Origin of the sequence: Paenibacillus ginsengarvi (assembly GCF_003626695.1) — a bacterium.
Classification (GTDB): Bacteria; Bacillota; Bacilli; order Paenibacillales; family NBRC-103111; genus Paenibacillus_AB; species Paenibacillus_AB ginsengarvi.
In genome coordinates this window covers 106,735-129,867 of record NZ_RBAH01000021.1, presented here as the reverse complement: position 1 = coordinate 129,867, position 23,133 = coordinate 106,735, and the positions used below count along the sequence as shown (strand labels likewise).

18 protein-coding genes are annotated in these 23,133 nt (G+C 58.5%); 15 read left to right on the top strand and 3 right to left on the bottom strand.

Features of this window, described 5'->3' with window-relative positions; genetic code table 11:
* Positions 1-11 precede the first annotated feature (11 nt).
* The 5 genes from D7M11_RS24920 (at position 12) to D7M11_RS24895 (ending at position 6,121) form a co-directional block, all read left to right on the top strand.
* Positions 12-1,706, top strand: a complete 1,695-nt coding sequence (locus D7M11_RS24920; protein WP_120749977.1) for an FAD-dependent oxidoreductase — start codon at positions 12-14, stop codon at positions 1,704-1,706.
* Positions 1,703-2,092: a 4Fe-4S dicluster domain-containing protein gene (locus D7M11_RS24915; RefSeq protein ID WP_120749976.1), complete on the top strand. Its 390-nt coding sequence runs from the start codon at positions 1,703-1,705 to the stop codon at positions 2,090-2,092. The genes D7M11_RS24920 and D7M11_RS24915 overlap by 4 nt, the downstream gene beginning before the upstream one ends.
* A 15-nt stretch (positions 2,093-2,107) precedes the next feature.
* Positions 2,108-2,740: a nitroreductase family protein gene (locus D7M11_RS24910; protein ID WP_120749975.1), complete on the top strand. Its 633-nt coding sequence runs from the start codon at positions 2,108-2,110 to the stop codon at positions 2,738-2,740.
* A gap of 367 nt (positions 2,741-3,107) precedes the next feature.
* Entirely contained in the window at positions 3,108-4,349 is a 1,242-nt protein-coding gene (locus D7M11_RS24900; protein ID WP_120749973.1) for a Gfo/Idh/MocA family protein, read from the top strand.
* A gap of 689 nt (positions 4,350-5,038) precedes the next feature.
* Entirely contained in the window at positions 5,039-6,121 is a 1,083-nt protein-coding gene (locus D7M11_RS24895) for a glycoside hydrolase family 172 protein (RefSeq protein WP_120749972.1), read from the top strand.
* Positions 6,122-6,151: 30 nt separating this feature from the next.
* Here the strand turns inward: D7M11_RS24895 and D7M11_RS24890 are convergent, their stop codons facing one another.
* Entirely contained in the window at positions 6,152-7,051 is a 900-nt protein-coding gene (locus D7M11_RS24890) for an AraC family transcriptional regulator (protein WP_240041298.1), read from the bottom strand.
* Between the two features lie 156 nt (positions 7,052-7,207).
* Here D7M11_RS24890 and D7M11_RS24885 point away from each other — a divergent pair, with 156 nt between their 5' ends.
* Together D7M11_RS24885 and D7M11_RS24880 are read left to right on the top strand one after the other, a co-directional pair.
* A complete protein-coding gene (locus tag D7M11_RS24885) occupies positions 7,208-7,786 on the top strand; it encodes an NUDIX hydrolase (RefSeq protein ID WP_120749971.1) in 579 nt (192 codons plus the stop codon).
* A gap of 68 nt (positions 7,787-7,854) precedes the next feature.
* Complete coding sequence (locus D7M11_RS24880) at positions 7,855-8,217, top strand: VOC family protein (protein ID WP_120749970.1); 363 nt, start codon at positions 7,855-7,857, stop codon at positions 8,215-8,217.
* Positions 8,218-8,614: 397 nt separating this feature from the next.
* Here D7M11_RS24880 and D7M11_RS24875 read toward each other — a convergent pair whose 3' ends face one another.
* Complete coding sequence (locus D7M11_RS24875; RefSeq protein WP_120749969.1) at positions 8,615-9,658, bottom strand: LacI family DNA-binding transcriptional regulator; 1,044 nt, start codon at positions 9,656-9,658, stop codon at positions 8,615-8,617.
* A gap of 16 nt (positions 9,659-9,674) precedes the next feature.
* On the bottom strand, positions 9,675-10,595 hold the full coding sequence (locus D7M11_RS24870; protein WP_120749968.1) for an AraC family transcriptional regulator: 921 nt from the start codon (positions 10,593-10,595) through the stop codon (positions 9,675-9,677).
* Positions 10,596-10,950: 355 nt separating this feature from the next.
* Between D7M11_RS24870 and D7M11_RS24865 the strand changes: the two genes are divergently transcribed.
* From D7M11_RS24865 to D7M11_RS24830, 8 genes are all read left to right on the top strand, one after another.
* Positions 10,951-11,967, top strand: coding sequence for a Gfo/Idh/MocA family protein (locus D7M11_RS24865; RefSeq protein WP_120749967.1), 1,017 nt, complete (start codon positions 10,951-10,953; stop codon positions 11,965-11,967).
* Between the two features lie 32 nt (positions 11,968-11,999).
* Positions 12,000-12,971, top strand: a complete 972-nt coding sequence (locus D7M11_RS24860) for a Gfo/Idh/MocA family protein (RefSeq protein WP_120749966.1) — start codon at positions 12,000-12,002, stop codon at positions 12,969-12,971.
* Positions 12,972-13,149: 178 nt separating this feature from the next.
* Entirely contained in the window at positions 13,150-15,417 is a 2,268-nt protein-coding gene (locus D7M11_RS24855) for a helix-turn-helix domain-containing protein (protein WP_158606819.1), read from the top strand.
* A 204-nt stretch (positions 15,418-15,621) separates the two neighbouring features.
* Positions 15,622-17,169 (top strand): extracellular solute-binding protein, encoded by a 1,548-nt coding sequence (locus D7M11_RS24850; protein WP_120749964.1) that lies wholly within the window; start codon positions 15,622-15,624, stop codon positions 17,167-17,169.
* A 61-nt stretch (positions 17,170-17,230) separates the two neighbouring features.
* The gene (locus D7M11_RS24845) at positions 17,231-18,163 is read left to right on the top strand and encodes an ABC transporter permease (protein WP_120749963.1); all 933 of its coding nucleotides are present in this window, start codon (positions 17,231-17,233) and stop codon (positions 18,161-18,163) included.
* Between the two features lie 12 nt (positions 18,164-18,175).
* Positions 18,176-19,045 (top strand): carbohydrate ABC transporter permease, encoded by an 870-nt coding sequence (locus D7M11_RS24840; protein WP_120749962.1) that lies wholly within the window; start codon positions 18,176-18,178, stop codon positions 19,043-19,045.
* Between the two features lie 271 nt (positions 19,046-19,316).
* Positions 19,317-21,080 (top strand): ATP-binding cassette domain-containing protein, encoded by a 1,764-nt coding sequence (locus D7M11_RS24835; RefSeq protein ID WP_240041297.1) that lies wholly within the window; start codon positions 19,317-19,319, stop codon positions 21,078-21,080.
* Positions 21,081-21,090: 10 nt separating this feature from the next.
* On the top strand, positions 21,091-22,968 hold the full coding sequence (locus D7M11_RS24830; RefSeq protein ID WP_120749961.1) for an ABC transporter ATP-binding protein: 1,878 nt from the start codon (positions 21,091-21,093) through the stop codon (positions 22,966-22,968).
* Positions 22,969-23,133 lie beyond the last annotated feature (165 nt).

Sequence of the window (23,133 nt, the reverse complement as noted above, 5' to 3'; positions counted from 1 at the left end):
AGGGGAGCGGCATGACACAACAGGAACAACTGAGACTGGACGCGGACGTGCTCGTCATCGGGGGTGGGCCGGCAGGGGCTTGGGCGGCATGGAGCGCCGCCTCGAACGGCGCCAAAGTCGTCGTCGCCGATAAAGGCTTTCTCGGCTCGAGCGGGGCGACTGCCCCGGGAGGAACGAACCTGCTCTATTTGCCGCCCGACCGGGAGCGGCGCGAGGCGGCTGTCCGGAAGCGGATGGCGGGCGGCGGCTATTTGTCCGAGCCGGACTGGATTCACCGCGTGCTCGACCAGGTGTACGAAAGCCTGCAGCTGGTCGAGTCGTGGGGGTATCCGTTCCGGCGCGACGAGAACGGGATTCCACAGCGGGACCATCTGCAAGGCCCGGAATATATGCGACTCATGCGACGGGCGGTTATCCGCGCGGGGGCGACGATTCTGGATCAGTCGCCCGCGCTGGAGCTGCTCGCCGACGAGCACGGCGTCGGCGGAGCCCGCGGCGTCAACCGGCTGGACGGCCGGGAGTGGGAGGTGCGGGCGAACGCGGTCGTCCTTGCGACCGGAGGCTGTGCCTTCCTGAGCAAGGGGCTGGGTTGCAACGTGCTGACCGGGGAAGGCTACTTAATGGCGGCCGAGCTCGGGGCCGAGCTGTCGGGGATGGAATTCAGCAGGCAGTACGCGCCTAGCGCCGCATTCGGTACGAACACGCGAGGACGGCTGCTGAACTGGGCGACGCTTAGCGCCGAAGACGGCACGATCCTCCATTCCGAGGGGCCGCGTCCACACGACTTTTTGCCGAGAATGCTGAGCCGGGGACCGGTTTACGCGATTATGGACAAGGCCGATACGGAGCAGAAGCGGGCCATCCTGCGGCGTTCGCATGCGATCTTCTTTTTGCCGCTCGACCGGGCGGGCATCGATCCGTTTACGCAGCGGTTTCCGCTCACGCTCCGCTACGAAGGGACGGTGCGGGGCACAGGCGGCCTTAGGCTGACTGGCGACGATTGCCGCACGTCGGTAGCCGGGCTGTATGCGGCGGGCGACGCCGCCTCGCGCGAGAAGGTGACGGGCGGGCAGTCGGGCGGCGGAGCGTTTAACGCCTCGTGGGCGATCTCGTCCGGCACGTGGTCGGGGAAGGGCGCGGCGGCCTATGCGCTCGCGCAGGGCAAGCCGGCCTCGGAGCGGCGTCTGCGGCCTGCGGGTGGAGCCGGCGTGAAGCCGGAAGCTGCGAGCGGAAGTGGAGGCGAGGGCGGAGCAGCGCTCGATTCCCGCAGCGTCATTGAAGCCGTCCAGCGCGAAATGTTCCCGCTGGATATCAACTATTTCCGCAGCGAACCGGTGCTGCGTCAATCGCTAGAGCGGCTCGACCGCCTGTGGCCGGTCGTGCGCGACGGCCTTCCCGCCGCCGGAGCCGCCGAGCGGGTGCGGGCCCGCGAGGCGGCGGCGCTGGTCGCCGTCGCGAGGTGGATCTATAACGCCGCGCTTGTGCGCAAGGAAACGAGAGGCATGCACGCGCTGCTCGAATATAACGAGGCGAATCCGGCGATGCAGAGCCGCCTGCTCGTTTGGGGGCTGGAGAGGATCGTCACCCGGTTCGAGTCGGGTTTGGCCGGTTCGCCCGCGTCTGCTGCATCTGCTGAGTCTGTCGGACTCGAAGTTTCGTCCGGGAACAATCGTGCGGGGCGCTTGAAGGAGGTCACGCTGCCATGATCGAATTAGTAAGCAAGAGCCGATGCGTCGAATGCGGCATGTGCGTCCGGGTATGCCCGACGAACGTGTTCGACGCGGGCGAAGACGGCATTCCGGTCATAAGGCGCCAGGACGACTGCCAAACATGCTACATATGCGAGGCGTATTGTCCGGTCGACGCGTTGTACGTTTCTCCGTATGGCGAGCGGCAGGTGAACGTCTCCGAAACGGAGCTGGCGGAGGCGGGCGTTCTTGGAAGCTGGCGGGAGACGATCGGCTGGGGCAAGGGGCGGCTCAAGCTGGCCGCGCTTGATACGACGCCGTTTATCGACCGGGTGCTGCCCGGCAAGGAGCCGATCGGCCGCTCCGAGGCCGAGTTTATTTTGGCCTATCCCACAAACAAGTGATCTGGAGGTAATAGAATGAGCGAGCGTTCCACACAAACGGAGTCTAAACTTGACAGGCTGCAGCCGGAAGCGGCCGAACACCGGAAAGCGGATTATCCAGTCGATCCTTTGTTTCTGAACCGCTGGTCGCCGCGTTCGTTCGAGCGCCGCGAGGTGACCGACGAGACGCTGCATACGATATTGGAGGCTGCTCGCTGGTCGCCCTCGGCGAACAACCGGCAGCAGTGGCGGTTTATCGTGGCGAAGACGGAGGAGCAGCGGGCGCTGTTCCATACGTTTCTGAATCCGGGCAACCTGGCATGGGCTCAGTACGCGCCTGTCCTGATCGTGCTCGCTTCCGCCCGATTGGACGAGAAAGGCGAGCCGAATGGCCCGAACGCCTTCGACGCCGGCGCGGCATGGAGCCATTTGGCGCTTCAGGCGACGCTGCTTGGGCTTCACGCCCATGCGATGGGCGGCTTTCAGCGCGAGGAAGCGCGGCGGGCGCTGGCGGTGCCGGATGCGTACGACCTGCACGTCGTCATCGCGCTCGGCTATCGCGGCCCGCGGGAGGCGCTTCCCGAAGCGCTGCAGGAGCGGGAGAAGCCGAACGGCCGCAGGCCGCTGGCGGAGAGCATCGTGCCCGGACGCTTCCCTGATGCGCCCTGAGTTTCGGCTGCTGCGTTAAGCGGGCGGCTTTGGCCCGGCTGTAGAATAAAGAGTAGAGGGAATATTTCCCTCTACTTTTTTGTTTTGGCGGGGATGGACGCTCCGATAGCCGGTCATGAACGAATCGTCGCTGCTTGCCCGCGATACAATCGCATTTTTTTGCCTGGACAAGGAGGAAATCTTCCAATTCCTGCCGAATCGGAAGATTAGCGGGATCGGCCCGACTAATCTCGCAGCAACTCGAAATGTTGGCGTTTTTTGTTTGTTTTTGAGCATTGCCGGATCGTATCGTTTCGGGTATGATTGATTGTGTGCAATTTATACGATTCCATTTGGCGCGAACAGGCGCGGAAGGACGGTTTGGGCGATGGGGAACAACGGTAAAATCAAGCTTGCGGTTATCGGTTTGGGCGGTCGTGGAAGAGGCTTGCTCAAAATGTTGCTGGCGATGGATGATGTGGAAATTCCAGCAGTGTGCGACGCGTTCGAGGACCGCTTGCAGATGGGGCTCGAGATCGTGGAAAACGCGGGTCGGCCGAAGGCGACCGGCTATGCGAACTACCGGGAATTGCTTGCAAGAGACGACGTGCAGGGTGTTGTAATCGCCACCACTTGGGTTACGCATGCGGAGATCGCCATAGCGGCCATGCGTGCGGGCAAATATGCGGCGCTCGAAGTCGGCGGCGCGGCATCGCTTGAAGAATGCTGGGAGCTGGTTCGTACGTCCGAGCAGACGGGCAAACCGGCGATGCTGCTCGAAAACTGCTGCTACGGCCGCAACGAGCTTGCCGTGCTGAACATGGTGAAGCAAGGGCTGCTGGGCGAGCTGATCCACTGCCAGTGCGGCTACGAGCATGATCTCCGTCACGAAGTGGCGCTGGGCGAGCAAAACCGTCATAACCGCTATCGCAACTACTTGAACCGGAACGGCGAACTGTACCCGATCCACGGTTTGGGACCGATTTCAAAAATATTAAACGTCAATAACGGCAACCGCCTTGTCAGCTTGACTTCGATGTCTTCGAAAGCGCGAGGCATCCGTCAATGGGCGACCGACAAGTACGGCGAAACGAGCGAGCTCGCGAAGACGGAATTTGCCCAAGGCGATATCGTAACGACGATGGTCAAGTGCGCCAAGGGCGAGACGATCATGCTCGTTCACGATACGACGCTTCCGCGTCCGTACTCGAGAGCCGGCCGCGTCCAAGGGACGAAAGGGCTCTGGATGGAAGACAACAATTCGATCCATGTCGAAGGCCGCAGCCCCGAGCATCAGTGGGAGCCGTTCGAAACATACCGCGACCAGTACGAGCATCCGATCTGGAAGCAGTACATCAAAGACGGCGTTCGCGGCGGTCACGGCGGGATGGACCACCTGGTGCTTCGCGCTTTCGCCGAAAGCGTGCGCGACAATACGCAAACTCCGATTGATGTGTACGATACGGCCGTCTGGATGGCAATCACCGTATTGTCTGAGGAATCCGTCGCGCTGGGCAGTGCACCAGTGGCGATTCCGGATTTCACGAAGGGCAAATGGATCAGCCGTGCGGAAGGACCGAAGAGCCGTTATTCGCTGGATACGATCGACGAATCGCTGTTCGATCTGTAAGCCGAATGTTTGTACCATTATAAACGACTGCAAGAACGCCTCCCTCCGACCGTTTCGGCCCGGAACGGGGGCGTTTTTTGCGCTCTGCGGCGCAGCCAGGCAGGTGACGGCCGGAGCGGAAGTAAAAGTTCCGCTATCGCTCGCGGCACGTCGCTGTTTGGGGCGATAGAGGAAGTAAAAGTTCCGTTAAGGCCGCCAACCGGCCCGCGCAGAAGCGGAAAAACGGGCCATAACGGAAGTGGAGCTTCCGCTAAACGGGTCTATACCGCCCGCGCAGCGGCGTTAACGGAACTCGAAGTTCCGCTATGCTGTGCCAAGGCGGGGAGTGGAGGAATCCGGTGCTTTTCTGTCTGAGACGACCAACTAAAGCGCCTTTGCACACTATTCTCGCGAAAAGGGAGCAGCCGTGACCAAATAGGGCTCCTTCGAGCATTAGTTGCAGCTTTTCATCGCCCACGTGGCGCGGGTTTGGTGATTCAGCGGTAGTAACGAATCGTTCTATCGCTTTCAGAAGCGTAGGGGGCGGTTCCTTTTTGCTGAACCCGAGAGAATCTTCCACCTGTTACGGGGGCTCGCGAAGGCAATTTCGGTTAACAAGTTATACGTTCGCGCTAAATCCAAACCGGGGCGAATCCGGTACAATAAGGGCGGAGAAGCGAATAAACACCGAAATGAATGGAGGAGTTGCAATGTTGCCGTTTAACGGACTCGGCATGGGGCTCGGTCAGCTGTCGCGTCTATCGACAGCCAGAACGAGATCGATCAGCGCGGAAAACTGGACGGGAGAGAAGGGCAAAGCCGGCATGGCGACGGAAGGAACCGGACAAGCGGCGTCCCGCGATTTGGGACAAGGCTGGAAAGTGTCGCCCTCGGTCCAGATCCCCGCAGGCACGGAATTTACGCTAGCGACCATTACAGAGCCCGGAGCCATTCAGCATATATGGATGACTTGTTTTCCAGGCGTATGGCGTACGATGATTTTGCGCATGTATTGGGACGGGGAGGAGCTGCCTTCCGTCGAGGCGCCGGTCGGCGACTTTTTTTGCAACGGCTGGTGCGAGCGGAGCAACGTCTCCTCGCTGCCTGTGGCGGTTAATCCGGCGGGCGGCATGAACTGCTATTGGGAAATGCCGTTTCGGCAGTCGGCCCGCATTACGGTGGAAAATATCGCCGACAAGGAGGCGGTGCTTTATTTCCAAATCGACTACACGCTTACCGAGGTGCCGGAGGACAGCGCGTACTTCCATGCCCAGTGGCGGCGCAGCAATCCGCTGCCGTACAAGGAAGTTCATACGCTGCTTGACGGAGTTGCAGGACGCGGCCACTATGTCGGCACGTACATCGCCTGGCAGTCGAACAGCAGCGGCTGGTTCGGCGAAGGAGAGATCAAGTTTTATCTCGACGGCGACCGGGATTTCCCGACGATCTGCGGCACCGGGACGGAGGATTATTTCGGAGGCGCGTGGAACTGGGAGCAGCCGAAGGGCGAGTACGGCACGTATTCGACCCCGTTCCTCGGCATGCATCAGGTGCTGAAGCCGGACGGGCTGTACCGCAGCCAGCAGCGGTTCGGCATGTACCGCTGGCATGTGATGGACCCGATCCGTTTCGAATCCGAACTTCGCGTGACAATTCAGGCGCTGGGCTGGCGCTCCGGCGGACGGTATTTGCCGCTGCAGGACAATCTCGCCTCGACGGCGTTCTGGTACCAGTCGGAGCCGCACGCGGCGTTCCAGCCGCTCCCGGATAAGGATGGTCTTGAAGTCGTTTGACGGCTGTGAGCCGCGCGCCTTGACGATTCGTCAGGGCGCGTTTTTCGCTTTGCCCCCGCGGTAAAACGAAGGCGCTACGCCGTCGATCCGCTTGAACGTTCGGCTGAACGCATGAATGCTGGCGAAGCCGACCCTTTCTGCAATTTCGGTTAACGGCAGCGACGTAAATTGAATCCATTCCCGCGCTTTGCCGATGCGCACCGTCTGGCAGTATTTCATCGGCGAGAGGCCGTACGCCTGCGAGAACGCGCGCAAAAAGTAATACGGGCTCAGCCCGGCCATCTCCGCGAGTGCGGCCAAGGAAACGTTTTGCTCCGGATTGTGGTCGATATACTGCTTCACCTTCGTAAGCCGTTCCCAGTTCGAATGCAGCTGCGGATGGATCTGCCACGTATGCTCCCGGAGTAGATGGACCCACAGGCGCAGAAACGCGCCCTTGGCGGCCGTTTGGGCATAAGGAAGACCGAGCCGGAAATCGCGGATCAGATCGAGCAGCATGTTCTCGAATACGGCGGGACTACGAAGCCGAAGCAGCGTCGGGAGCTCGAAAGGGGGCGCCGAGACGACGTCCTCGCGTATCATCGCGATTTCGGCGGGCGACATGTCCTCGATCGGCTTGAACGATACTTTGACATCGGGACTGTCCGGCATATACAACAAATCGAAATGGACGTGCGGCTGTCGGACGGGCACACGGCTTGTGACTTCGATCGCATGCCGCTGTCCCGGCTTGAACAGAAACAGATCGCCGGGGACGCCGTCATATTCGCCGCTTTCCGTCGTCACGCGAAGCCGGCCCTCTTTCACGTACAGCAGCTCATAGTCGAATAACGTCCGCTCGCGTATCACCCAGCCCGGCGCCAAATAGTGGTCAAGCGCAACCCGAACGTAAGGCGACAGACGGTTGAGATCCATGTCAAGCTTGTCCAAGGCGGCACAGCTCCTTTCGGATAAGAGCGAATACGTTTATTATACCGGCTTGGGGTGCATCGCGCCGCACGTTTTCGATTCGTTGTTTACAGCCTGCTTCAAGCTCCTTTACAATACAGAAGTGACTATACTGTGAACAGGCAAAGGAGAATGAAGATGGCAACCGTGCAATATTGCTCAAGCTGCGGAACGAAATTGGAGAAAAGAACGATCGATGGCGACGAACGATTAGCTTGTCCGAGCTGTCCGTTCGTGCATTGGGGATCGTACAGCATCGGCGTAGGCGCGCTGCTGAAGCGGGACGGGAAAGTGCTGCTCGTCCGCAGAGCCCAGGAGCCGGGCAAGGGCTTCTGGACGAATCCGGGCGGCTATATCGAACAGCTCGAGCCGATCGAGCGAACGATCGAGCGGGAAGTGCTGGAGGAAGCCGGCATCGTGAGCCGGGCGGTCGGCGTGCTTGCCGTGCGCGATCAGCCGCGCGACATTCATAATGTTTACGTCGCCTTCGAGATGGAATACGTAAGCGGAGAACCGACTCCGGATAACTATGAGGTGGACGCGGCGGGTTTCTTCGATGCGGAGGAGATGGCGGCGATGAACGTGGCGCCGTTTACGAAATGGCTCGTCAACATTGCGCTGAATGGGGAAGCGGCAGGGCTGAAAAAGGACGAGGCGACCGAGCTGCCGTTAAAACAGGCCGGACTGTTCAAAATTGCAACTAGCGTGACCGTCTGAAGCGGTCGCAGCAGGCTTGCCGGTAACAGGCGAAGGACTCGAACGAATAGGCGAGGAGTGTGAATAAAATGAAGGCGGTCAAGCTTCGGCCGTTCGTTCCGTCGGGCGAACAGTATTTGCTTGCGCAAAGCTTCTTCGAGGAGCTCGGCTTCGTCAAGCTGTTCGCGGATGACGGGCTGACGTTGTTTCGCAGCGGCGATCAGGAGTTCTTTTTGCAAAATTTCCACAACCGGGAGATGCAGGATAACTTCATGCTGGAAATGTCCGTTGAAAGCTTGGACGACATGTGGACCGAGCTGCAGGCGATCGCGGAATCGGGCAAATACCCGATCACGGCGAAGGAGCCGATGCAATATCCGTGGGGCAAGCGTGAAATTCATATGATCGACCCGGCCGGCGTTTGCTGGCATTTCTCCGAAGCTTCACAGTAGGCGGCAACACACCGATCCTATGCATAAGAGTCCTTAGGGCGCGTTAATCTGGCGGACTCTCGCGACTACACTAGATATAGAAGCCTTTTGGGACTGTTATTTCGGGGCATTCCCCCTTGTTAGCGGTTATTGCGAAGGAATAGGAGGCTCAAAAGCACTCTATTGTTCAAAAACGCCGATTTGGAAACAGATAGCAGTCCTGAAAGACTGCTATCTGCAAAAGGCCGGCCTGGTGGAGGCACCAGCCAAAACCGAAAATGAATCTTTTGGGGGACCTTTTCCTCGGGGCTCCCCCGAAAGTATCCGGAATACCGCTACGCAGGCCCGCTTCACTTTTGGGGGCCTTTTTTCCCGGGGCTCCCCCGAAAGTACCCGGAATAAGCCGCGAAGGTTCACGTCACTTTTGGGGGAATACTGTATTTCCTTTATAAAACCCGCCTTGCAGCATAATATGCTCGAACGGCACATTAGGGTTGGCTACCCGCCACAGCATTCGTTCGGCGGCCCGTATGCCGCATTCGCGGATGAGCAGCACCGGGCGCGAAAGCTCGGGCCAGGAGGCGTTTAGCTCATGCTCCAGGCTGATGAGCGAGATGTCATCCGGTATCCGCTTGCCGAGCGCCTCGCACACCTCGCGTATCCACAACGCCCGGTCGCCTATTGCTACCACTACGGCCGTTGGCCGTCTCCCCTCCATGAATTCCTTCGCTTTGGCCATCCACAGCTCTTTGGAGCGGTATTCGCCTGTCATATGCTCTTCCGGTTGCGTCTCCAGACCGGCCTCCCGCATCGCCTGCACGAAGCTGCTCCAGCGCAGCCGAAAACCTCTGTACTCCTGAATACCGCCGATGTACAAAATTCGCTTGTGGCCTTGAGCGGTCAAATGGCGCACGGACTGATAAATCGCCGTGCCCACGTCCCATACGACGCTATCCGCTTCCGCCGCGGGCGGCGGAAAGTTAAGCAGCACGCGCGATAGCGGCAGCTCAAGAAGCATCTGCTCGCAGTTCTCGCCAATAATCGGCGAGATAAAGATGCCGTCCGAGTAGGGGATATGATGCTTCTCGATCCACGCGTCGAACAGAGGACGATTTGAAACCGCCGCGGGCAGTACGACGGCGTCGACGGAATGGCCGTATTCGCCGAGCTTGCTTTGCAGCCCCTCGAGCAAAAGCTGGGGCATGCGGGAGTTCAACTGAGAGCCGGGAACGATCAGCTTGAACCGGCGCGGGATATGAGGGATGATCGGGATTCGTTCCACGACCAGGCTGCGCTCCTGATCCTTCGTCCGGTAGCCGTGGGAGGCAGCAGTCCTCAGCACGGAGGAGCGAGTTTCCTCGGACATGCCGGGCAAGCCGCGTAGCGCCTTGGATACCGTATGGGCGGACAAGCCGAGCAGCTTGGCCAAATCGCGCAGCGTAACCTGCTTTTTGCGCGGCATTGCGATCCTCCTAACGTCAATACGAATCCCAGCAGCCGGACTGGTCGTCCAGAGCGCGAAGCTTCACCGACCTGGCATATTCCGTCGGCGTCATGTTTGCAAGCTTCTTGAACTGGCGCGAAAAGTAATGAATGCTGCTGTAGCCGAGCTCCTCGGCGATTTCGGTAAAGCTCAGCTTTTCTTCGCGAATGAGCGCTTTGGCCCGCTCGATCTTGAGCTGATTGAACGCTTCCAGCACGCCTTGTCCGGTCTGCTGCTTAAATGCCGTCTTCAGCAGCGTCCGGCTTACTTGGAACTTTCGGCACAGCTCCTCCATGGTCAAGTCGTCGCGCAGATGGGCTTTCATGTATTCGGTAACTTCCGACGTAATATCGTGAACCCGGTTTTCCTGCACCGCCAACGGCGGTTTATCGGCGGGAGCTTCCTGCTGCCCGCGCCGGATCAGCTGAATCAGCATATTTTCCAGATGGTTGCGGATCAATTGCTCACTGCCGAACGGCGCTCCTTCGCGGCGGTACAGCTTGCGCATTTTCGGAGAGTCGATCGGCGGATCGAACGACTCGAAGCCGGCTTTGACGAGCGAGGCGAAGATGGCGCGCTCTCTGTCATCCAGGCGAAAAACGCGGTTGCTCGCGAAATAGTCCATAACGGGCGAAACGCATTCGAACGTAATGATAATCACGTTGGGCGTTGACTTTAACGCCGCGCCGCCGCGGTGAAATTCGTTCGGGCCGTAGAAAACGAGATCGCCTTGCTCCAGATGAAACGGAACGTTGTCGACCGTAACGTCCCATTCCCCTTTGTCCACGTAGACGATTTCCCAGAAGTCGTGCTGTTCCCCGGCGAAAAAGTAATCTTTCGGCATTTCCCGGTAAAAAAACGTAATGAGCCTTCGGATCGCGAGATCCTCGCGCAGCTCGAATGTTTCGTAGTTCAAGCGAATCTACTCCTTTGGACAGGGGCGCCGTCGAAAGCGGCAACAGCCTTTTCCCGCCTGCTAGCCCGGGAACAATCGTTCCTTGCACCTATCTTATAAGGAAATGAAGCCCGATACAATTGCCAATTCATATTTTAGGGCATGGAAATAAACGGCCGAAGCTGAAATTAATCGTGGTACATCCGTCAACTTCGTGATAAAATGTTTAAAACAAACAAATAAATGTTTGTTAGAAACATCGATTTCACTCCATTTTCACACCCTCTTTTTTATAATAAACAAGAGGCGCATCTTGGTCACGACCTGACGAATGGCTTGGAATCGAATGCTTATTGCCATTAGAGGAGGAGTCACAATGGGGACGCTTAAGTTTGCCGTTGTTGGAACGGGATGGGTAGCCGGGGAATACTTGAAAGCGATTGCGGCGCGTCCGGATGCCGAGGTCACGGCGGTTATCAGCAAAAATACGGAGCATGCGAAGAGCAGGCTGGCCGAGCTCGGGATCGAAGCGCGCGTTACGGCGAACTACGAGGAAGCGGTGCAGGCGGCGGATGTGGATGCGGTCGTGCTGTGCTCAACGCCGGATTTGCGTCCGGAGCAGGCGGTATTCGCCGCCAAATGCGGCAAACATCTCGTCATGGAGAAACCGCTCTCGATGGACCGCGCAGGACTATGGAGCATGGCCGAGGCGCTGGAGAAAGATCCCGTACATACGGTCGTCAGCTTCGTACTGCGCTGGAATCCTTCGTTCGCGAATACGAAGGCGCTGATCGAGGATGATGCCCTCGGACGCGTGTATATGGCGCAGATCGATTACTGGCACCATGTCGGCCCGCAGTACGGGCAATACCGCTGGAGCAAAACGAAAGCGCAAGGAGGCAGCAGCATGTTGTCCGCAGGCTGCCACGCGGTCGATGCCGTGCGCTACTTCGCCGGCGATATTACCGAGGTTACCGCCTACAGCTGCCGGACGTGGGCCGATTCGGAATATGAGTTCGATCCGAACGCAATCGCCATCTTCAAGCTGAAGAACGGCGGGATCGGCAAAGTATCCTCCTCGCTCGAATGCAAGACGCCGTACAAGTTCAACGTGCATCTGCTCGGCGAGAAGGGCGCGATTATGAACAACCAGCTATTCACCCACAAGCTGCCGGGGCAAAAGGATTACACCACCATTCCGACGATACTTCCGGACAGCGGAGACGTCTCGCATCACCCGTTCGTGGAAGAAATCGACGATTTCATCTTGTCCCTGCGAAACGGAACGTCCACCCGCTGCGACTTCCGGGATGCGTATAAATCGATGGAAGTGAGCTTCGCCATCGACGAATCAATCGCCACGGGCAAGAGCGTCCAATTGCCGCTCGCCTGAACCTGAATCCATCACGGAGAGGATACAAACCAATGACTGTCAAAATCGGTATGATCGGCGCCGGCGGTATCGCCAGAAGCCATATTAACGCGCTCAAAAAAGTAGAGCAAGCCAAGATCGTCTCCATCTTCGACCTGAACACGGCCGGCGCACAGGAAGCTGCAGCCCTCGTAGGAGCGCGCGTTGCCGAAAGCGCGGACGCCCTGCTGAATCCGCAGGAAATCGATGCCGTCTTCATCTGCGTTCCGCAATTTGCCCGCGGCGAATTGGAAGAAATCGCCGCAAAGCGCGGCATCCACATTTTCGTGGAAAAGCCGCTCGGCCTGGAACTCGCCCCAGTACGCCAGAAGGAGCAAACGATTCGCGAATCTGGCGTAATTAACGCGGCCGGCTACGTGCTTCGCTACTTTGATACGGTGCAGAAGGTAAAGCAGTATTTGGAGGGCAAGACGATTCATCTGATCCAGGCGTTCCGGATCGGCGGCTCCCACCCGGCTCCCTGGTGGAGCCAGCTGCATATGTCCGGCGGCAATCTGGGCGATGCGGTGACGCATCAGATCGATATGATCCGTTATTTGGCGGGCGAATACAAGGATGTTACGGCGCAATTCGGCCGCAATTCGCTGCAAACGCTGAAGCCCGAGACGACGATCCCGGATGCGGGAGCCGTCTCGTTCTCGCTGCAATCCGGAGCGGTCGGCACGATTACGGAATCCTGCCTGTCGACGCATTTCAGCGGCTCGGAAATCAAGTTCATCGGCGCCGACTTTATGGTGAATATTACCGGCAACGGCAGGACGGTCTCCATTATCGATAATACGCAGAATATTACGATCACTTCCCGCCAAGATCCGAGCTACGTGCAGGACAAGGCTTTCGTCGAAGCGGTCGCCTCCGGCTCCCGGGAGTCGATCCTGTGCAGCTACGCCGACGGCATCAATACGCTCGCTTTTACGATTGCGGCTTATCAGGCGGCGGAGAAGCGCAGCACGATCAGCCTGTAGAACATTTTTCCTTCGGGATTCATATCATCAGGCCAACGCAAAACAAGGCCGGTCCATGCGACCGGTCTTGTTTTGCGTTGGCCTTGAAGCCCGGCGCCTGCGGAGGATAATGCGTTCGGGCCGCCGAATTACTAAGGCAGACCAGGAAACCTCACAGACGAGAAGGCGGGGCTTTCGCATGCGATCCAAAAAACTGCAGACGATGACGATTACGTTGATCATAATCGCGCTGTGTATTACCTGCTTGTCCATGTTCATGTACATGATCTCCGCTTCTTCGATCAAGCAGGAAGTGAGGAACGCGTACAACGTGTCGCTGCTGAACACGAGAGAAAGAATTGAAAACTACTTCCAGAATATCAACCAGTTGACGCTTCAATTCGAAACAGTGCCCGAAGCCGAGCGGCTCGTCCAGGACAAAGTCGATCAGACCGAGATGGCCACGCTGCTGAAGCTGATGACTCGCATACATGCCTCGATCGACTATGTGGACAATATCGCCGTTTACAACGCGAGAACCCGGGAGATGATCGCCACGAATGGCGCGATGCTCGTCCAATACGACCAATACGAGCCGGTGATCGCCAAATTTCTGCAGATGAACGTATCGTCGGCCTTTGTGAGCATGCAGGTGAAGGAGATGCCGGTTTCCGTATTTATCCGCAAGCTTCCGGTATTCAGCGAGCGGCAGACCGTCTATATGCTGTACCATATCAATCCGGCCTTGTACGATACGTTTCTCGGGACGAATACGTACAACAAGTCGGGCAGCTATTTAATTATCGACGAATACGGACAACTGCTGGCAAGCCGCGGCGTTTTCGAAGACGCCGAGGTCGGCCGCTGGGTGGAGCGCATCAACAGGGACGTGGAAGCCGCCCCGGCCGATCCGAACAATAGAAATACGAGCTCCGTTTTTACCGCGGACGACACGTTCGTTACGTATTTGCCTCCGTCCTTTAACGGCTGGAGCTACGCTTTCGCCATTTCAAACAAAACGTTTTTGCACAAAGCGATCTTTCTACGCGACGTTACGCTTAAAATATCGATTGCCTTGTTTCTGGCGGCGGTCGTGCTGTCGTTCATATCGTCGCATGTGCTCTGGAGGGGCTGGCATCGTCTGAAATCTTGGCTCGATACGAACGCCGCCGGCTTCGAGGCGAGGCAAGGGTCGGCCCGCAACGAGTTCGATGCGTATTTGTCGATCGTGCAAAGCGTCGTCAGCCAGGGCAAGGATTGGAAACGGCAGTCGGACGAGATGCTGCCCGAGCTGAAAGGCGCGATTGGCCTGTCCTTTCTGGAAAACGGAGCGAGAGCGCCCGAATCGCTCAAAAAAATGAAACAGTACGGCATCCCGTTTAAAGAAAATGCGTTTTGCTGCTTCTGCGTCGAGCTGGACTTGCCGCAGGAAAGCGATTATTCCGCCTGGGATGTGGCGGCGCTCGAATACGCAGTCGTTTCGCTGATGCAGGAAGTGATCGACGAGAAAGGGTACGGCTTTGCCGTCAATACCTGGAGGAGCCGGGCGGCGGCCGTTATCAGCAGCGACGACCCGGCGGCCGGGGCGCTGGAGGAGACGACGCGGCATATTACGCGCACGCTGCACCGGTTTATCGAGGAACATTTTCCGGTCACCGTCTCGATCGGCGTCAGCAGAATACGTTCCGACGTTAGCCATCTGAACGTTTGCTATAGCGAAGCGCACGAGATGCTCGACAGGAAGCTGATCTCCGGCGGGAATCAAATATATGAGGCGAACGTGCCGGACGAGGAAGCCGAGGCGATCCGCTTCCCGTTACGCGAGATGGGGAGCGATATTTTTTACGGGATACGAACGCGGGACCGCGAGCTTGCCTACAAGGCGCTTGGGCCGATATTCGAGTTGAAGGACAAGGAGAACGTCCACTACAAGTGGTTTCAAAGCCATATGGTCGAGCTGGCGCAATCGGTATACCACCAATTTTATGCCTACGCGAAAGGGCTGGAAGTGCCGGAACCGAAGCTCGACGAACTGCTTCAGATTTCGTCGCTGGAAGCGTGGGCGGCCTGGTTCAAGCGGGATTGCATCGATAGGCTGATCTCGCGGCTGGAGGAGCAGCACCGGACGGGTTTGGCCGCTGCTGCCGCGAAGCTGGAGGCTCACGCGAGAGAGCATATCGAATCCGATCTGCAAATCGAATCGTGCTGCAAGCAGCTCGGCATCCCCGTATCGTTTGCGAAGCAGGCGCTGAAGGAGGAGAAGGGCGCCACGTTTAACGAGCTGGTCCTGCAGCTGCGGATCGAACGGGCGAAGCTGTGGTTCGAGAACGAGGACTGCAGTGTGGAAGAGGTGGCGAGAAGGCTGCAATACAGCAACGCGCAAAATTTCTCCCGCATGTTCAAAAAGGAAGTCGGCGTAGCACCCGGGCAGTACCGCTCCGCCGCAAAGGCGCTAAAAAACGGCTAAACCCCCGAGCCGATCGATGGTCATTTGGCGCAAATCGGGCTTTTGACGAAAATGACACATCGTTTCACCTGCCCGAAAGCGGCCCGTTTGGCGGAATTGATTATGGATCGCGCCGGACAGATACCGGTATGATCGGCTTGGGATGAAGAACGAGCGACAGGCTCCGAGCGTCCCGACATACACCAAAGAAGGGGGCCACCATACATGGCAAGGACTAAAACGATGCGGAGGCTGTACGTGCTGCCGCTCGCGCTCACGCTGTTGGCCGCGTCGGCCTGCTCGTCCGGTTCAAGCGGAACGGCTACGAAAGATTCGCAATCGGGCGCAGCGGCGCAGAAAGTAACGATCACTGTAGCAAGAAGCGCCGATCCGCCGGCCGTGCTCACCGAGGAAAACCCGGCGATCAAGTATTTGCAGGACAAGATCGGGGCGGAGTTCAAATTCGAGATGTACCCGAGCAATCTGTACGCAGAAAAAATAAGAGTGAAGCTGGCCGGCGGAGACATTCCCGACGCGTTCGTCTGGAACCTGGGACTCGATTCCCTGGTCATGTCGCTCATCCAGGCGGACAAAATCGTGCCGCTCGATTCGTACATCGCACAGTATCCGGGTTTGAAGTCGCTCGAGAAGTACAACCGGGTCCGATACGACGGCAAAATATGGGCGATTACGGGGGCGATCAATCCGGTTAATTCGAGCGACATCCCGCTCATCCGGCAGGACTGGCTCGAAAGCCTAAAGCTGCCGATGCCCAAAACGACCGACGATTTGCTGAAAGTGGCGACGGCTTTCGCCAAAAACGATCCGGATAAAAACGGCAAAAACGATACGTACGGCATTACGTTATCGAACGGTTTCCTGGAGCCCGGTCTGGAAGGGACGAACGGGATCGCTCAAGCGTTCGGTCTCGATAACGCTTTCATGAAGCAGGCGAACGGAAAATACGTTCCGCAAATCGCCGATCCCCGGTTCAAGGAATTTTTGGATTGGATGCAGAAGGCGTATGCGGCCGGGGCGATCGATCCGGACTTTATTACGACGGACGCGTCGGGCAGCAATTCGAAGATCAGCTCGCAGGGGACGGCGGGCCTGATATTTTCGTACGGGACTTTAATCAACGCGTTGGAAGAGCCGAACGGGCTGAAGAAAAAAGATCCGAACGCAAAACTCGTGCCGATGGAAGCGATTGTCGGTCCTCACGGCGACCGCGGGGCGAAGGCGCGGGTATCGCTCGCAGGCATTTTTATATCCAAATCGGCGGCTAGCAATCCGCAAAAGATGAAAAAGATAATGGAATGGCTGGAATGGGGCACGACGAAGGAAGGCGAAGCGTTCTCCAATTACGGCGTCGAAGGCGTCGATTATACGAAGGACGCGAGCAGGAATATCAACGTCAACAAGGACGCGTATGCGAAAAACAAGCCGAGCACGCTTCTTTATACGAGAACGCTGCAGCCGACCGCCGAAGTGGGTGTGTCCAAGCAAACATCGCAGGAAACGCAGGAGCTGGTCAGCAAAGCGGCCGTCATGAACGAGCCGTATCTGAAGTACACGACGACCTCCGAAGCGTATTCGCCTAAACTGACGAAATATCGCAGCGAAATTCAGAGCTTTATCGTCGAGAACGTTTCGAAGGCGATTATCGGCAAAATCCAGCTGAGCCAGTGGGACCAAGTCGTCAAAGACTGGTACTCGCGCTTTGAAGGCGACAAAATCGTCGACGAAGTCACCGAATTTATGAAAAAGATGTAGGCGCGAGCGGGCGGGTTCGTTGGGACCCGTTCGCCGTTTGGTTCAGGAAGGAGCTTCGGACATGCTGGCCAGAACGGAAACCGCGAAATCGCGTTTCGGGGAATACTGCAAAAAAATCGCGAAGGACCGGCTGTTGTATTTGCTGGCGCTGCCCGGCATCTGTTATTTTCTAATTTTCAAATATGCGCCCATGTACGGGATTTTGATTGCGTTTCAAGACTATAATCCTTTTCTCGGCATGTTCAAAAGCGACTGGGTCGGATTTTATCATTTCGAGCGGCTGTTCCATTACGCCGACTTCTGGAAAATATTCCGCAACACGATCGTTATCAGCCTGCTTAATTTGATTTTCTTTTTTCCGGCGCCGCTTCTATTATCGCTGCTGCTGCACGAGGTTCGCCACATGCTGTACAAACGGGCGGTCCAGACCGTCATGTACTTGCCCCATTTCGTCTCCTGGGTCGTCATCGGTTCGCTTACGATCACGTTCCTCGACTCGAAGGGAGCGGGGATGGCCTTCTTCGCAAGTCTGGGCTATCAAGGGCAAATTTTGCAGGATGAGTCCTACTTTTGGGGACTCGTTACGATGCAGTCGATTTGGAAGGAAATGGGCTGGGGCACGATCATCTTTTTGGCGGCGCTCGCCGGTATCAATCCCGAGCTGTACGAGGCGGCCCGCGTCGACGGAGCCAGCCGCTGGAAGCAAATGCTGCATATCACGCTGCCGCAAATTATGTTTACGATCGTGCTGATGCTTATTTTGCGTCTCGGCGGCATACTCGATTTGTCGTTCGATCAGCTGTATTTGATGGGCAACCCGGCGGTTTTAAGCGTGGCCGAGGTGTTCGACACTTATGTGTACAAAGTCGGCGTGATGCAGGGCAATTTCAGCTATGCGACGGCGATCGGCATGTTCAAATCGGTGATCGGATTGATTTTGGTCCTGTCGGCCAACTACGTCGCTCGCAAGACGAGCGAATATGCGCTTTTTTAAGGTGGGAAGCGAATGTCCAGCCGTTTAGTCGTCAAGCTGAACGATTTCATCATTTATACGGTTCTCGGGTTATTGTCGCTAATTATGATTTATCCTTTATGGAACGTGCTCATGGGCTCTTTGTCGCTGCCGCATCTGGTTCATCAGGGGATGATTTTGTTTTGGCCGAAAGGATTTTCGCTGGCCGCTTACACGACCGTGTTCGGGACGGAAAATTTCGTCCGGGTGTTTTATAACACGGTGTGGATTACCGTTGTCGGAACGGCGGTCGGCATGCTGATGACGATTACGATGTCTTATACGTTGTCGAAGAAAAGGGTCTCCGGCTCGAGCGCCATGCTGTTTATGGTTTTTTTCACGATGCTGTTTTCGGGCGGCATGATCCCGACGTACCTCGTCGTCAAGTCGCTGGGGCTGATCAATAGCCTGTGGGCGCTCATCTGGCCGAACGCCGTCGGCGCTTTTAACGTGATGATTATGGTATCCTTCTTCCGCTCGTTTCCGTCCGAATTGGAGGATTCGGGCAAAATCGACGGCTGCAACGACATCGGGCTGCTGTTCCGCATCATCGTGCCGTCCTCGCTGCCGATCATCGCGACGCTTACGCTGTTTACATCGGTCGGCCAATGGAATACGTTCATGCAAGCGGTGCTGTATATAAACGATGCAGGGAAATATACGCTGCAAGTGCTGCTTCGGCAGCTGTTGTTCCAGATGTCGTCCCAAGACCTGGATACGATGCTGCAGGAGCCGATTCCGAATATTGCCGTTACCGTCAAGTTCAGCATGATCATCATTGCGACGGTGCCGATTCTGCTTGTTTATCCGTTTTTGCAAAAATATTTCACCAAGGGCGCGCTGATCGGCTCGCTGAAAGGGTAACGGCAGGCGGAAGCCGTGCGGCAAGTGAAGTTCGCGTTAGCAAACGAGGAAGCTTACAGCTCCGCCTTCGGGCGGCTGCCGTAAGCTTTTTTGGGTTTGGGGCGGGTGCGCAGCAGAAAGAACGGTTAAGGCGGTTCTTTCCGTAGCGGGCGGATGACGGCGGAAGTATAATGGAAAAGCTCTTCAGTCGGTTGCAGGCGGAACCGGAATGCCGCTATTAGCTGCCAGGGCTTTACACGAAAATACCGCTCTGGACGCAAACGATCGGAGGTTGAACCGTATACGCTCTTATGTTCGATGCTTTCGCGAAGCGACCGCTGTGTTGTACGCGCTGGAACGGAAGCCTGTGCTTGTGATGGCGCTGGCTGCTCTTGTGTCGCTGCCGGTTATGCCAGCCGAGCTATGGCTGGTCAAAACGTTTGTCGACCGCGTCGGAACCTGGTCGGCGCAAGATTCGCTCGGACCGATCGTGGCGATAGCCGCCTTGATCGCCGCGCTGCGTGTTATGGGCAATATTATACTGGGCGTGCCGATGCCGATGGCGCAGACGCGGCTGAACGAGATCGGGACGGTTGAAGGACAGAGGCGCATCCTGCAAAAGGCGGGCCGGCTCCCGCTCGCCGCAGCGGAGTCGCCGGCTGTGCACGATCTGCGCGAGCGGGCGATGCAGGCATCGTTGTACGACATTTACAATACCGGCATTCAGCTGTTGACATCGGCGTTACAGAACGGGGCGCTGCTGGCGATTTTGCTGCTGTACGGTCAGTGGATTCCGGCCGCCGCCGTATGCGCGGCCTCGCTCCTGCTGGCGTTCGTCTCCGGTCGCGCGGCGGACCGTATGGAGCGGCTCGCCCGCGATCAAACCCCGGACCGCAGGCTGGTGGTTTACTACGGTTCGCTGCTGACGAAGCGGGAGGCGGCCAAAGAAATTCGGCTTTTCGGGCTGGGCGGCTTGCTCGGCGGGCGCTGGCGCGAGTTGTCCGAGCGACAAGTCCGGGAAACGGGCGCGGCGGTCCGGTCGGCCGAGCTGCGCAAGCTGGGCCCCGAGTTTTTATCGGCCGTCGTCGGCGCTCTGCTCGCGGCCCTGCTTGTTCTGCTGCCAGGTGCAGGCCGGCTTGGCGCAGGCGACTTTTCCATCCTGCTGCTGAGCGGGGCCATGCTCGTCTCCGGGCTTCCCGGCTTGATCGGAAGCGGCGTTACGCTGCGAAGGCAGCAGATGAGGTGGGACGACTACAACGCCTATATGTCGCTTGAAGACGACGCACCGATAACGGACGAGGGGCAGACTGCCGCCTCATCCGGTGGAATGGCGGTGCAGATTACGGGGCTCCGGTTCCGTTACCCGGGAGTGGAGCGCGAAACGATTCGCGGCGTCGATCTGACGATAACGGCGGGCAGCCGGGTGGCGCTCGTCGGCGACAACGGCGCGGGCAAGTCGACGCTCGTCAAGCTGCTGGCGGGTTTGTACGCCCCGACCGGCGGCGAGGTCGTCTGGAAGGACGGCTCAGGTCGGCGATTGATGGGTGTGGCGGAGGGCGGCGGACTGTCCGCGGTGTTTCAGGATTTCGCAAAGCTGTACATTTCGGTGCGGGAGCATACGGCGATCGGCCGTCTGGATGCGCTGGCGGACGATGCGGCGCTGCACGAGGCGCTTCGTTTGGCCGGAAGCAAGCCGTACGATCTGGACGTCCAGCTTGGCGCCATGTTCGGCGGCTTCGAGCCGTCGGGCGGCGAGTGGCAAAAGCTCGTCACCGCAAGGGCGCTGCTGCGCGACTCCGGTTTCGTCTTCTTCGACGAGCCGACGGCCGCGCTCGATCCGCTGGCCGAGAAGGAAGCGTTCGAGATGTTTATGGAGGTGACGGCCGGGCGGACGGCTTTGCTCGTCACCCACCGGCTCGGGGCGGCGAAGCTGGCCGATTCGATTATCGTGTTACAGGACGGGACGGTTGCGGAGCAAGGGACGCACGAGCAGCTTATGGCGCTCGGCGGCGTGTACAGCCGGATGTTCCGTCTGCAATCGAGCTGGTACGAGTGAGGAGGAGAAGATGAAGTCGAATTCGCTAGCGGCCGTCGTCCGCGGAGTCGTTCCGCTGCTTGTAACCATAGGGCGCAGCATGCCCGTCCTGACGGCGGTATGGCTGCTGCTTCCGCTGCTCCTCGGGGCGCTGCTTGTTCCGCTGTTCGCCTCGCAGAAGCAGCTTATCGATCTGTTTGTCTCCGGCGCAGGAGCAGGTGTCGGGTCCTGGTCCGAGCGCGCCCGCGAGGCGTTGACACCTCTCGCGCTGATGCTTGGCGCCGCGCTGCTTCGCGTTATCGTAACGAGCGCGCAGAACGTGACAGACTCCCATTTTCGCGGCAAAGCCTCGATGCTCGTGCAATCGCTTGTGCAGCAAAGCGCCGTTCGCGCGCCGCTGGAGAAGATGGACGATCCGGTCTACTACGACCGGCTGCAGCGGGCCCGGGCCGTCGCCGGGGAAGATTTGTTCGGCGTGCTCCAGAACGCGTTCTCGGCGCTGCGGCTTGCCACCGAACTGCTCGGCTTGCTCGCCGTAGCTTCCGCTGCCGGGCCTGGTATCGCGCTGCTGCTGGCGGCGGTATTCGCGTTTTCGTTTACGATTCGCCTCGAGGCGGATATGGTCAAACGGCGGCTGAACCGCGACTTGACTCGCTCCGGTCGGGAATCGGACTACTTGCGCGAGACGATCGTACGGCCGGAGACGATCCGGGATATGCGGATCGCCGGATCGATCCCGTATCTGACAGACAAGTTCGCCGGCGGTATGCTCCGGTCGCTCGTGCTCCGCGGCAACGCCAACCGGCGGGAAATCCGCCGCGGTATCGCCTCGTCCGCCGCGCAGATCGCCGGTTTGTTCGGGGCGCTCGTGTGGATGGCCTCGCGGATGGCGGACGGGTTTATGACGGCCGGTACGATTATCGTCGTCTTTCAGGCGATGCGCGGAGCGTACGGCATATCGAGCCGGGCCGCGTTTCCGGTCGGGAAAATGTATATCCAGAGCGCCAAAATCGTCGATCTGATTGAATTTCTCCGCGAGGCGAAGCAGGAGACGGGCGATCCCAGTCGTCCGGCCCTTGCGACCGCAGGGAAGGACGATGGAGAAGGAGGAGCGGAGACGCCGGTCATTCGTGCCGCCACCGCTGCCATAGGACGTACTGGGCGAATCGATTTGGAGCGAGTGAGCTACAAGTACGCTGGCGCGGCGAGCGAGACGCTTCGAGATATCCGGCTGACGCTCCATCCGGGAGAAACGGTGGCGCTTGTCGGCGATAACGGCGCAGGCAAGTCGACGCTCGTCAAGCTGCTGCTCGGCTTGTACCGCCCGACCGGCGGCCGGATCTTATGGGACGGCGTCGATTACAGGGAGCTGGAGCCGGAGGAGCTGCGCGGGCGCGTATCCGCCCTGTTTCAAGATTTCGTGCGGTACGAAACGACGCTGCGGGATAACGTCACCTTCGGGCGCCTGGAAGCGGGGGCGAACGACGAATCGCTGCGGCGCGCCTTGAGCGCGGCGAGCATCGATTCGCCCGAGCGGCTGGCGGGAGGGCTCGACGGTCGCGTGGGGCAACTGACGGAGGGCGGTCGCAGTATGAGCGGCGGCGAGTGGCAGCGCCTGGCGATCGCGCGCGCCGCGTTTCGGGAGTCGCAGCTGCTCGTGCTCGACGAGCCGACGGCGGCGCTCGACCCGCAGCGCGAGAGCGAGCTGTACCGCTCGTTTCGCGAGCTGGCGAAAGGGCGGACGGTGCTGTTCGTGTCGCACCGGCTCGGCTGGGCCCGCTTTGCCGACCGGATCGTCGTGCTGCAGGCCGGGGCGATCGCCGAGGAAGGAACGCACGACGCGCTTATGGCGGCCGGCGGCGAGTACGCGTCCATGTTTCGCGCGCAGGCGGAGTGGTACCGGGGCTAAGGCGGGGCCGTAGCATCCGGCTCCGTATGCAGGATGTCTTGGTCCGAATAAGGCCCCGATATGTTTATTTTGTTCCATGAAATCGCATGATCCTTTACATGGCTCTCCTCTTCCGCAGAGGGGAGCTTTTTTGCTGTTTTTAGAACCGTAACCGCTCAGTTTTGC

Bases quoted from the DNA above. Each gene is read 5' to 3' on its own strand.
- D7M11_RS24920 (WP_120749977.1), top strand. From the start codon at position 12: ATGACACAACAGGAACAACTGAGACTGGACGCGGACGTGCTCGTCATC.
- D7M11_RS24915 (WP_120749976.1), top strand. From the start codon at position 1,703: ATGATCGAATTAGTAAGCAAGAGCCGATGCGTCGAATGCGGCATGTGC.
- D7M11_RS24910 (WP_120749975.1), top strand. From the start codon at position 2,108: ATGAGCGAGCGTTCCACACAAACGGAGTCTAAACTTGACAGGCTGCAG.
- D7M11_RS24900 (WP_120749973.1), top strand. From the start codon at position 3,108: ATGGGGAACAACGGTAAAATCAAGCTTGCGGTTATCGGTTTGGGCGGT.
- D7M11_RS24895 (WP_120749972.1), top strand. From the start codon at position 5,039: ATGTTGCCGTTTAACGGACTCGGCATGGGGCTCGGTCAGCTGTCGCGT.
- D7M11_RS24885 (WP_120749971.1), top strand. From the start codon at position 7,208: ATGGCAACCGTGCAATATTGCTCAAGCTGCGGAACGAAATTGGAGAAA.
- D7M11_RS24880 (WP_120749970.1), top strand. From the start codon at position 7,855: ATGAAGGCGGTCAAGCTTCGGCCGTTCGTTCCGTCGGGCGAACAGTAT.
- D7M11_RS24875 (WP_120749969.1), bottom strand. From the start codon at position 9,658: ATGCCGCGCAAAAAGCAGGTTACGCTGCGCGATTTGGCCAAGCTGCTC.
- D7M11_RS24865 (WP_120749967.1), top strand. From the start codon at position 10,951: ATGGGGACGCTTAAGTTTGCCGTTGTTGGAACGGGATGGGTAGCCGGG.
- D7M11_RS24860 (WP_120749966.1), top strand. From the start codon at position 12,000: ATGACTGTCAAAATCGGTATGATCGGCGCCGGCGGTATCGCCAGAAGC.
- D7M11_RS24855 (WP_158606819.1), top strand. From the start codon at position 13,150: ATGCGATCCAAAAAACTGCAGACGATGACGATTACGTTGATCATAATC.
- D7M11_RS24850 (WP_120749964.1), top strand. From the start codon at position 15,622: ATGGCAAGGACTAAAACGATGCGGAGGCTGTACGTGCTGCCGCTCGCG.
- D7M11_RS24845 (WP_120749963.1), top strand. From the start codon at position 17,231: ATGCTGGCCAGAACGGAAACCGCGAAATCGCGTTTCGGGGAATACTGC.
- D7M11_RS24840 (WP_120749962.1), top strand. From the start codon at position 18,176: ATGTCCAGCCGTTTAGTCGTCAAGCTGAACGATTTCATCATTTATACG.
- D7M11_RS24830 (WP_120749961.1), top strand. From the start codon at position 21,091: ATGAAGTCGAATTCGCTAGCGGCCGTCGTCCGCGGAGTCGTTCCGCTG.